This is a genomic window from Pseudovibrio sp. WM33, from assembly GCF_001623165.1.
Taxonomy (GTDB): domain Bacteria; phylum Pseudomonadota; class Alphaproteobacteria; order Rhizobiales; family Stappiaceae; genus Pseudovibrio.
The window spans coordinates 1-11,021 of the sequence record NZ_LMCK01000054.1; the positions used below are offsets into that span (position 1 = coordinate 1).

Genomic DNA, 11,021 nt, shown 5'->3' on the forward strand with positions numbered 1-11,021 from the left:
CTAACTTTCAAACCGGACCACTCAAGTGGGGCTGATCACCACAGAGCTAACCTGCATATGCTCCCGCCCGATTGTAAGGCGGGAGTTTTTTACTCACTTGCAGGTGTCTTTGGCGCGGGATTGTCCGGGGCTGGTGGCCTTCGCCGTGGTGTATGGCCCTTGAAGGCCCAAAGGGACATGACAGCGGCGCCTGCCAACACCAAAGCGCTGAAGAAAAAACCATCTGCAAGTGCACGGCTGCTGATTGCTTTGAGGATGTAAAGCGATTGCGGCCAGCGCTCGTGCAGCAAAGCAGCGGCAGCAGGTTGATCCCCCATGAACTTGTAGAGCAGCAACTGCAACAGTTCCCGGTCTTTATCGTTGGACTCCATCAGCTCAGCGGCGGCAGAAATCATCGTCTTTTCACGCCAGTTGATAAGAGCTCCCACGCAGGCAATGCCAAACACACCGCCAACTTGCCGGCAGGTTTGCAGCAAGGCCGTGGCGCGGGCGCGGGCAAGCAGAGAAACGTGAGAAAGCGCTTCAGTGGAAACGGAGCTGATGAGAAAGCCCAGTCCGGCCCCCATCAACATCATGCCGGGAAAAAGCAGCCAGAGATTGTTGTAGTGGATCACCAGGGCTTGCATCAAGAAGCCAGTCCCCATGGCCAGACTGCCGCAGACTGCAAGATTGCGGAAATTGATTTTGCCCACCAGACGCCCCCCGAACTGAGCGCATATGATGATTGTCAGCACCACCGGTAACATGGAGAGACCGGCCTGAAAGGGCGTCAGGCTCAAGACGTTTTGCAGAAAAACAGCGCCGAATACCACCTGCGCCAACAAGCCAAACGGAATGCAGAAGAGCAGCAGGCAGCACCCCAGATAGACCTTGTTTTCGAACAACGAGAACTGGATGAACGGATGCGCCACGCGGTCTCTGCGGGTATACAGTAAATAGCAAATGAGCGCCACGAACCCGGCGGAGAAAATGCCTTCCCCCAATGTCAGACGATAATCGCCAAAACACTGCACGGCCACCACAAATGTGAGCAGAGCCATCACGAACATCACAGCGCCAAGAAAATCAAAACTGCCGGTGTCTCTGGAGGTTCTGCCCTTTCCGATAGCAAACGCCATGATCAACACGGCCGCGCCAATGGGCACATTGAGCAAGAACACCAGCCGCCAGGAGAACAGCTGTACCAACGTGCCGCCCACCAGTGGGCCTGCTGCCATAAAGACGAGGCCTGCACCAACATAGTGGGCCAGAGCCTTGCCTCTTTCATCTGCCGGATAAGCGGAAAACACGAGCGCCGTTGCCGCAGGCTGCATCAGTGCTGCACCAAGCCCCTGAAACACACGGGATGTGATGAAGATGTCCCCCGTTGGAGCGTAGGCACAGGCGAGCGAGGCGGCTGTGAACAGGGCTACACCGATGCGAAGAGAGGTGAAGTAGCCGAACTTATCGCCCAACCAGCCACCACACATCAACATGGAGGCAAGCGCGATCAGGTAGGCATTGACTGCCCATTGCAGGTGTACCGGACCAAAGGCGTAGGTGCGCTGAAGAGACGGCAGAATAATGCCCAGTACAGTCTGATCGATCATGACCAGAGCGAGCGCTCCGATCATGTTCAACAAAACCAGATGTTTGCGGGCCATGCTTGTCTCCACTCTTTTACGGTTCAGGCACGGTTTTCGAATTGAGCCATGAAGCTCCCCAATGCCTCCAGGCATTGGGGTTCATCCAACAAAGGGCAATGTCCGCGATTGGGGACGTCCACCGATTGCATGTGAGGGGCCATATTCTTCATGGTGCGGATGGTATCGGCAGATGTGACATCTGACAGCTCTCCGCGAATGGACAGGACGGGAAGTTCAAGGTCCGCAGCACGCTGGTGCGCCTCCCAAAGGTCGCGGAAGTCCTCTTTGTTCTCAGATAGGGCAACGCTAAGATTATCATCGTAACGGTGGTGCCATTTGCCATTTTTGCGGCCATACATGGACAGCGCCATGCGCTCCCACTGCTCTTCCGGCAGGTTCACAAACTGGTTGCCTATGTGTTCCTTGATGGTGCTGACCACGGCGGTCAGTTCGCTCTCGTCCGGCAACTGGCCCGCATAGCCGAAGATGCGCGACATGCCAGCAAACTCGATAGTGGCCCCAAGGTCGTTAAGCACGGTGCCCGCCAGCATGTCCGGGTGATCCTCCACCATCAGCATGGCAAGCAGGGCGCCGAGTGAGGAACCTAGCAACACCACGGGGGGCTCATCAATGGACTTCCAGAACTCGTAGGTATCACGGATGTAAACAGAGGTGTTGTAATTGCTGTAATCCGGGTCGTAGTCCGACAGATCCCGCCCACGCAGGTTCAACGCGTAGATGGTGTGGGTCTTGCTGAGTTGGACAGCCATGGGGTCCAGATCGCGGGCGCACCGGGTCAGACCCGGCAATGCGATGATTGCGGGTTTTTGGGAGGTGCCATTGCCGTAAACCCTGTAGTTGAGCTTGATGCCGTCAGACGTCTCGAACCATTTGTTCTCATAGGCGCCGCTGTCATATTTGCTTTCGTCAATCTCACTCATTGGCACCTCTTTCCTTCCGGGTGCGGCTTGTGTTCTGAATGGGTGTTGTCGGTCATATGACCTTCGTGCGTCGCCGAGATGATGGCTTCAATGCGGTCAGCGTAATTGATCAGCGCCTGATCCGCGGCCAGATATCCAGTCTTGATGCGCTCGTTGATGCTCTTGGGCTCAAAATCCACCACGCCTGTGAGCGCATTGTGCTCTGCCTTTACGGTGATGATGTGAGAGATCGCGCGCATTTTCATGAGCGAGCGATAGTGCTCACAGTCCCTGATGGGCGAATCCTCAGGCACCATTTTGTCCAGATCGTAGAGCATATGAGAGTAATGCTGGGCGCACTTGTCGCCATCCAGCATGAGCCAGAACTTGTCCTCAAACACCAGCTCCGTCATGCGGTAGACCGCTTCTTCAACCGTGGTGGGAATGATGCCTTCCGGGCAGAACAGCTCGATCAGGAAGATCGGCATATGAGAGATCTGGTAGTCATCCAGAATACGCAGGAGTGAACGGATTGGCGTGTTGTCGTAAAGCCCGCCATCCCAATAATAGTGCCCGTCCAGCTCAATGGGCGGAAAGCCCGGAGGCAAAGACCCACTGGCCATGATGTGCCTGGAGGTGAGGTAGTGATCCCGGTTGGAGAACCGCTCAATCTGCCCCGTTGCAACGTTGGTCGCTGTGATCACCAACCGCGGGGCGTCCTCGCTGTTGAGGCGCTCAAAGTCGATGAATTTTTCCATGGTCTCAAGCGCTGGCGTGATGTCGTAGATACTGGGGCGATTTTCACTCATGAACGACGGCGGATGTAGTTTGAAAAAGCGAGGGTGGCCCATGCTGGCACGCAGCAGCTTTTGGCTGGAATGCCATATGAAGCCGGGCGCGTGGCTCAGGTGTTCCCACAGGGCGTGGAGGGTCTCGATAGGGTCGCCAAATTTTGGGGCCGCAATGACAGCCGCATTTAGCGCACCAATGGAGGTGCCGGTGATGATTTCCGGCTCAAAGCCCGCCTGATAAATGCGGGTGAGCGCACCAACCTCATAGGCTCCAAGAGCTCCACCGCCTTGCATGACAAGGCCAATTCCTTGTGTCATCTACCGTCCTTCCGACAGGGTTTCTTGCATTCCCCCCGGAGTGCACCGGATTGCGAAAGAGAAAACCCTCTCCTCAAACCAGCAAACAAGACGTGATGATGAGCGGCCCGAAAAAGCCCACCTCACGGATGAAGCTTAGGCGCGAACCTCCAAAGAAAACATAAAGCTTGTCAGAAAATCGTGCTTTTGAAAGGCGACTGAAATCACTCAGGCGCAAGCCTCTCCTGACACTATGGCTCCTTACGAAATCTGCCTCGATGTAATGAAGTCATAACTCAATGAAAAACAAATACTTATATAGCCTCACAAAAAAACTGAAGAACCTGCGGAACATAGCCGTACTCGCTCTGCTCGGGCTTACACTCGCAGCATGCCAAACGACCATTACGACGAAAGACATTGAAGAAGCACAGGTAAAGGTCTCAAAGGTGACCGTGACGGGCGATTGGAAATATGAAGGGCTGAACAATGTTCTGGGCGTGGACTACGATAAAGACATAATCGTTAAGGTCACAAAGAAGGCCTTAAAAAACAAGTTGAAAGACCTGCATGGTCCGAGACGGGTCAACGTTGACGTCAAAATTCAGAGCTTCTTCATTTCAAACATGGGTTATGACATCCTCTTCGGGACAGGTGCATCCTCCATGTCGGGCATGGTGACGGTTATTGATGCGCGGACAAAAGAAGTCATTGTCAAAGACGCGAGGATTGGCACAGCAGTCGCAAACCACGAAGTGTTTGCTGAACAGGTTGTGGCGAAGGTTTTGCGGGCGACAAAAAAGCCCTGACGACATTATCTGGCTGCCGTTGCTCTCTGCAGCGGCATGCTGCTGTTAAATTGCGAGTTCCGGGCTTACACTTCGTTGAGCCTGAGCTGATAAAACGATGAGGGTGGGGCTCTGTCTGGGACCCCGTTCTTTAGGAGCTTCAGATGCCAAATAGCTCTTTACCTCCAGTCCTGCTTTTGACCGGTACCAACGCTGCGGCCTGGGTGATGGATAATGTCCGCATGTCCTTCGAGGCTTTCGGGTATGTCTGTCACAGCCTCACCTATCGGCATCATGACCTGCCACCCGGACCGGAACGCGATGCCAAGCTTGTCGGGGTGAGCATCGCTGATTATGTGGAGGATGCCCGACAAGCGCTAGCAGAGATTGGCGAGGCGCCAGTTGTTGTCGGGCACTCGATCGGCGGGGTTATCGCGCAGCTTCTGGCCGCTGAAGGCGCTGTAAAAGCAGGAGTTCTTCTCAACAGCAGCATTGTGAACGGCATTTTGCCGACGACGGACGGGGAGCGCGAACTTGGCAAACTGCTCATTTCGGCTGGTGCATTTTGGGAGCATGCCCTGGAACAGGATTTCGAGCTTCTGACGAAGTATGGGTTCAACACACTGGCACTCAATTTACAACATGACATCCATGCGCGTCTCGGTACCGAATCCGGGCGGGTGCTTTTTGAGTTTGTTTTCTGGATGTATGACGTTCGCCAAACCACGTTTATTGACCCGAACAAGGTCTCGTGCCCCTTGCTCTTCGTTTCAGGAACCGAGGACAAGGCTGTGACGCCAAGCACCGCGCGATTGATGGCTGAGCGCTACGAAAACTCGGACTTCCTCGCAGTCAACGGGGCCTGCCACTACATTCAGTTTGAGGACCAGTGGCCAGAGACAGCTGCCAAGGCGCTCGACTGGTTGAGACAGAAACTCTGAGTGGACAGCTTGTTTCGGCTGGGCCAGATACCAGAGGATAGCTAAACGGCGAGCTTCCTATGTGCTGGTTGGCTTGGTTTCATCCCCCATCATCATTTTCCAGATGGCCTTGATGGCCAGTTCCGGATCAAACCAGCTGACAAAGCGGGTATCCACGGGTTGGCCGTTGCGGATCGTCATGGCGGGGCGGATCAGGCGCAAGCCCTGCGGCATCATAACCTGAGGGTTGCCGTTGAGCAGAGTAAAGTCGGCCTTCATGCCAACAGCAATCATTCCGAGCGTATCCTCCTGCCCCAGCTGGCGCGCGGCGTTGACTGTCATGGCCTGCAGCGCTTCTTCAAGCGTAACTGCTTGATCCACGCCAACTACCGTGCTGCCACTGGTGGAGGTGCGGGACATAGCAGTCTCAACAGTGCCCATCGGGTTCATGGGGGTTGCAGGGTGATCCCCGTGGAAGGTTATGACAGCACCTGCATCCTTTGCATCGCGCACAGGCATATAGCGATCCAGCCGCTCTTTGCCGAACAGGCTTTCCAGCTGATCGCCGTAATGGCTGATGTGATCGACAAAGAAACCAAGAGACACGCCCAGATCTGCTGCTCTTTGGATCTGCTCGTTGGTTATAAGCGCATTATGCTCCAGCCGGTGCTCTATGTCATCGCGCGGGTCTTCGGCCTGAATGGCTGCAATCGCCATCAATGCCTGATCAATGGCGCGCTCTCCCTGCGCATGCATTGCCACTTGCCCGCTGCGTTTGTGTACGTCACGGAGTTTCTCCAACAGGTCTGTATCACTCATGCTGAGGTCGCCCCGGTGACCCGTAGACAGGCCTAGTCGTTCCAGCACCAATTCGGAATCTTCATAGGGCTCATGGGTTGCGGCCCCGCCCGTAAAGGGTGATCCGTCCAGCCAGAACTTTGCACCCAGGATGGTGAACCGATCATCCCCTCCAAAGCGCCAGTTGGGAAGTTGATCCTCTGTCAGATAAACGTAGGTTCGCACTGGTGGATTGTCTTCCAGCCCAACACGTTGCAACAAACCAACAGGGTTGGGATGGCGGCCGACAGCGCCCGTCACGCCAATGGTAGTGTAACCTGCCTTGGCATAGTCTGTGTAGGTCTTGCGCACCAGCAACTCGACCGCTTCATCCGAAGGGGCGGGAATAGCAGAGACAACATGGTTGATCTCTTCCAGCTCTCTCAGCATTGGTCCGCGGCGTGGTTCAACACCGGCTTCTTTCAGCGCAGCTGTATTGGCGTAGGCCTCGTGCATCATCTGGGTCAGAATGAGCATAGGTTTATCAGGAGAGATGGCGTCCAGCTCTGCGAGTGTCGGCGGAGACAGGTCTCTTATCGCAATCGGATCCCAACCGTAGGCGAGCACCCACGGGGTTACGCTGAAATCATCGGCAGAGTCCTGCAAGGCCTGCATGATCTGCATGCGGCTGTCGTATTTAAAAGCGCTGATGTCCGTAGCTGAGCCCAGCAGCGCTGCTGCAATCGGGTGGGTATGGGGTTCAATCAAGCCCGGGATCAATGTGCCTTTGAGGCGTATGATCTCAACATCGGCAAGGTCCTCCAACACCCGCACATCACCAACGGCCATGATCTCGTTGTCATGAACCAGCACGGCCTGCACCTGCGGCAGTTCCGGGTCCATGGTCAATACGTGGTCTGCGGTGACGATGTATTTGCCGGGATAGGTCGGTGGCAGAGAGTACCAATAGTAGCCCGCAGCAGCTCCGATGATGACAACAACCAACCCAGCAATCCAGCGCATACCAACCTCCCAGTTCTTACCCTTACGGAATGATGCATATAATTGGCAGCGATGCCACCCGATAGTTTCGGGCTATTCGCAGGTTTTGACCTGCTATTGAGCCATATGATGGCGTTTGATGAGTTTACATCTGATTTCTGAACGCGCCCGCAAGGCGATACCGGACTCCGGAAAGACCTCGTCAGGCTTCATAACTTTAAAACTGTAAAAGCGTGTCAGGCGGGCAAGCAAGACGATTGCTTGTACCGTTGCAAAACTGGCGCCTGCACACACGCGCGGGCCAACACCAAATGGTATGAAAGCGCTGGTCATGGGGTCGTCAGCGCGTTCAAACCGGTCCGGATCAAAGTGGTCCGGATTGTTCCAATAGGATCTGTGCCGATGCACGATCCACGGTGATATAATGATAAGAGCCCCGCGCGGAATTTTGTGACCGCCTATGGTGCTGTCCTCTTCTGCCATACGGGTCATGAACGCGATTGGTGGATACAATCGCATGGTCTCGCGGAAGACATCCCGTGTGAACGTCAGTTTGGAGATATGCCGGTATTCGATGTTCTCGCCATTGGTGACATTGTCGGTCTCTCTTCTGATGCGCTCCGAATAATCAGGCCGCTGGGAAAGAATGAAAAATGCCCAGTTGAGGATTGCCGATGTGGTCTCGTGTCCGGCAAGGAAAAAAGTTGCGATATGATCTACCAGCTGCTCCTTGCTCAGGGGCTGGCCCGTTTGGGGGTGCCGTACATCAAGCAGTCTCTGGCACATATCATTGTGCTGGCCAAATCGATTGGCGGTATGTTCCTCCACCAGCTCACGCAGCAAGAGACGCAACTCATTGCGAAGAAGCCCCGCTTCCTTTGGCATGGGAGTTTTGGGGGCGTCTGGCGTTCCGCGCAAGATCATCTTGCGCGCCCATGTTGTCGTGATGGATTGGTAACGTGAAGACAGCGAAAACACCATGCGTGCCCGATCATTGTCAACCGGATGCGAAAAGATAGTGCGGAAGATGATATCGGCTGTCAATCGGTTCATTTCATCGCGCAAGCTGATGGTCTTACCGAGCTGTGACATTTGATCCAGAAAAGAGAGAAACTGCGTGCAGGCACTCTGAACGTGCTTGCACGCACCACGAATGCTGACATGGGAAAACACGGGGGCAATCATTTCCCGCTGCTCTTCCCATTTAGGACCACTGACGAGGATGGTGCTCTCACCAATCACTGGCTTGAGCGTATCCACCATCACATCGGATTTGGGAAAGGAAAGGCGTTTCTCGACCAGAACCTCATTGACCAGATCAGGCGCGTTCACAAGGAAACAGGGGCGCCGGGTAAAATAGATCCTCTCCATCGGGCTGTTGAAGAATTCTCCGGGGATCAACGTTAAAACGTTGCGCGCCCAGAACACGCGAAACAGACGCAGACCACGAAGTGGCTTGCAAGGCGTAGGAGCCGGTGGCTGATAGAGGATGGAGTCGGGCATGTGTTGCTGCTTCTCCGCGGTACATATCGATCGCGTGACAACTGTGTTTGCTCATTTTCTGCTCTGGAACGTGAAAAACAAAAAAACGCCAGATAACGCAAAAAACGCATAAACCTTTCAAAATCCACGCAACTAAAACTTCCTGTTATATTTCTAACACTTAGCTAGCTAATGCTGCCCTAAGGAAACCACGCAAAAATCTGCGTTTCTCTTCATAAATCCTCAAACAAGCGTGCACTTGTTCCCGTCTCCTCTGGTTAGGTTGACCATTACGTCAATATGGGTTTGACTGGGAAGGCTCTGACTCTCCTGCCTGTGTTTTAGGAGAACAAAAAGAGACACCGGGGAGGATAAGACGATGTCGACACCATATTCTGAGAAGTTGCAAAAGTGGCTGGATATGCTGGAGGGGGGCAAAGATCTGGCGAAGTTGTCCGCTTTGATTGCCAAGGACTGCGTGTTTTACAGCCCCGTGGTGCACACGCCGCAACGCGGACAGCAGATGACAGTCATGTACCTTTACGGTGCAGCGCAAGTGCTGGGCGTCAACAACACCTTCAAATACGTGCGTATTCTGGATTGTGGCGACAACGCTGTGCTGGAGTTCGAAACAGAGGTCGATGGCATCTACATCAACGGCGTTGATATGATCCATTGGAACGAGGACGGCCTGATTGACGATTTCAAGGTCATGCTGCGCCCGTTGAAGGCGTTGACCATGGTGCAGGCGAAAATGGCAGAAATGCTGGAAGGCCTTAAAGCTCCTGCAAATGCGGGGGGATAAATTGAAAGAGACGGGGGAGTAATTGATAACCATCTCTGTGCTCCCCTCAAAGAATTGGTTCCTGAAATCTCATGGGTATCAGGCCCTCGGGCAGAGACCTTAAATATTCTGTAATCCTCACCCCCTTGAAATATCCCCGTTAGGTCACCCACTCCTGCGCGGGATTACGATGAAACATTTCATTTCAAAACCTTTCATAACGGGAATAACTCTGCTGGGCCTCCTGCTTGTATTAGTTGGATGTGGCTTGCAGACCTCTCCTGTTGCCGACCCCAAAGGCCCCATCGCCATACTCGAACGGGATCTGCTTTACACCGCTTTCTTCATTATGCTGATCGTGGTTATTCCCGTTTATTTTATGGTGTTCTGGTTTATTTGGCGCTACCGGGCCAAAGGCGGGACGGGTGAATACAAGCCGGACTGGCACAAATCCAGCATTATCGAGGTGGTTGTCTGGTCCATTCCCGCGGCCATCATCATCACGCTTGGCTATCTGGTCTGGACGTATTCCTACAAGCTCGATCCCTACAAAAAGATCGCGACGCCGGAAAACACCATCAATGTGCAAGTGGTGGCGCAGGATTGGAAGTGGCTCTTCATCTATCCGGAGCTTGGCATTGCCTCGGTCAATGAGCTTGCCTTCCCCGTGGATAAGGCCATCAGCCTGCAACTGACCTCTGACACCGTCATGAACTCCTTTCTCATCCCCGCATTAGGGGGACAAATCTATGCCATGGCGGGGATGACCAGTCAGCTGAATCTGCAGGCCAATGAGACCGGACGCTTTCGTGGTCGCAACACGCAGTATAGCGGTGACGGGTTTTCCATGCAGTTTTTTGATGCGGTTGCCATGACGCAGGAAGAGTTTGATGAGTGGGTTGCCAACGCAAAATCTCAACCCAAACCACTTTCCACGGTCACCTACGGTCAATTGGCGCAGCCGACCATTGGGCACGATGTGGAGTACTTCTCATGGGTCAAACCCGGTCTATATGAGGAGATTTTGAAGAAGTATGCCCGACGGCCAGAGACCACCTTGCGCAGACATCCACCAGCGACAACCCAGCCAGCTTGTGAGGGGGATACACCATGTTAGGAAGATTAGGATTTGATTCCCTCCCCTTTTACAGCGCCGTCGCATTTAGTGGTGCATCCGTAACCGTGTTGGGCGGACTGGTTGTCTTTCTGCTGGTCACTTATTTCGGTAAGTGGCGGTATTTCTGGAATGAATGGCTGACGAGCCTCGATCACAAACGCATCGGCATCATGTATATCGCCCTTGCCTTAGTGATGCTGGTGCGCGGCTTTGTGGATGCGCTGATGATGCGCTCACAGCAAGCCATTGCGTTGAATAACGATGGTTATCTTGCGCCGGAGCACTTCGATCAGGTGTTCAGTTCACATGGCACGATCATGATCTTCTTCATGGCCATGCCGTTCCTGACCGGCCTGATCAATATCGTGGTGCCTCAGCAGCTCGGTGCCCGTGATGTGGCCTTCCCGTTTATGAATTCCATCAGTTTGTGGCTGACAGCATCCGGTGCTGCGCTGGTGATGGTTTCCCTTGTCATCGGCAAATTCTCGACGGCTGGGTGGACCGGCTACCCGCCGTAT

10 protein-coding genes are annotated in these 11,021 nt (G+C 54.1%); 5 read left to right on the forward strand and 5 right to left on the reverse strand.

Features of this window, described 5'->3' with window-relative positions:
- Nucleotides 1–89 precede the first annotated feature (89 nt).
- From PsWM33_RS09725 to PsWM33_RS09735, 3 genes are read right to left on the reverse strand one after another with little or no spacing between them, the layout of a single operon-like run.
- On the reverse strand, nt 90–1,643 hold the full coding sequence (locus PsWM33_RS09725; protein ID WP_063300087.1) for an MFS transporter: 1,554 nt from the start codon (nt 1,641–1,643) through the stop codon (nt 90–92).
- A gap of 23 nt (nt 1,644–1,666) precedes the next feature.
- Nucleotides 1,667–2,566 carry an alpha/beta fold hydrolase gene (locus tag PsWM33_RS09730; protein WP_063300088.1) on the reverse strand — a complete coding sequence of 300 codons (900 nt, stop codon included), beginning with the start codon at nt 2,564–2,566 and terminating at the stop codon, nt 1,667–1,669.
- Nucleotides 2,563–3,654 carry a patatin-like phospholipase family protein gene (locus PsWM33_RS09735; protein ID WP_208985653.1) on the reverse strand — a complete coding sequence of 364 codons (1,092 nt, stop codon included), beginning with the start codon at nt 3,652–3,654 and terminating at the stop codon, nt 2,563–2,565. Before PsWM33_RS09735 ends, PsWM33_RS09730 begins: the two co-directional genes overlap by 4 nt.
- A gap of 278 nt (nt 3,655–3,932) precedes the next feature.
- Here PsWM33_RS09735 and PsWM33_RS09740 point away from each other — a divergent pair, with 278 nt between their 5' ends.
- Complete coding sequence (locus tag PsWM33_RS09740; RefSeq protein WP_063300089.1) at nt 3,933–4,442, forward strand: hypothetical protein; 510 nt, start codon at nt 3,933–3,935, stop codon at nt 4,440–4,442.
- Nucleotides 4,443–4,585: 143 nt separating this feature from the next.
- Nucleotides 4,586–5,362: an alpha/beta hydrolase gene (locus PsWM33_RS09745; RefSeq protein WP_063300090.1), complete on the forward strand. Its 777-nt coding sequence runs from the start codon at nt 4,586–4,588 to the stop codon at nt 5,360–5,362.
- 57 nt (nt 5,363–5,419) lie between these two features.
- On the opposite strand, the gene PsWM33_RS09750 is transcribed toward PsWM33_RS09745, so the two are convergent.
- The gene (locus PsWM33_RS09750; protein ID WP_063300091.1) at nt 5,420–7,141 is read right to left on the reverse strand and encodes an amidohydrolase; all 1,722 of its coding nucleotides are present in this window, start codon (nt 7,139–7,141) and stop codon (nt 5,420–5,422) included.
- A 93-nt stretch (nt 7,142–7,234) separates the two neighbouring features.
- Nucleotides 7,235–8,623 (reverse strand): cytochrome P450, encoded by a 1,389-nt coding sequence (locus tag PsWM33_RS09755; protein WP_063300092.1) that lies wholly within the window; start codon nt 8,621–8,623, stop codon nt 7,235–7,237.
- 358 nt (nt 8,624–8,981) lie between these two features.
- Between PsWM33_RS09755 and PsWM33_RS09760 the strand changes: the two genes are divergently transcribed.
- From PsWM33_RS09760 to PsWM33_RS09770, 3 genes are all read left to right on the forward strand, one after another.
- On the forward strand, nt 8,982–9,407 hold the full coding sequence (locus tag PsWM33_RS09760) for a nuclear transport factor 2 family protein (protein ID WP_063297119.1): 426 nt from the start codon (nt 8,982–8,984) through the stop codon (nt 9,405–9,407).
- A gap of 169 nt (nt 9,408–9,576) precedes the next feature.
- On the forward strand, nt 9,577–10,503 hold the full coding sequence (cyoA, locus tag PsWM33_RS09765) for a ubiquinol oxidase subunit II (RefSeq protein ID WP_208994498.1): 927 nt from the start codon (nt 9,577–9,579) through the stop codon (nt 10,501–10,503).
- Nucleotides 10,497–11,021: cbb3-type cytochrome c oxidase subunit I (locus PsWM33_RS09770; RefSeq protein WP_193778387.1), on the forward strand; the 525-nt coding region annotated here is incomplete at its 3' end. The genes cyoA and PsWM33_RS09770, both read left to right, overlap by 7 nt.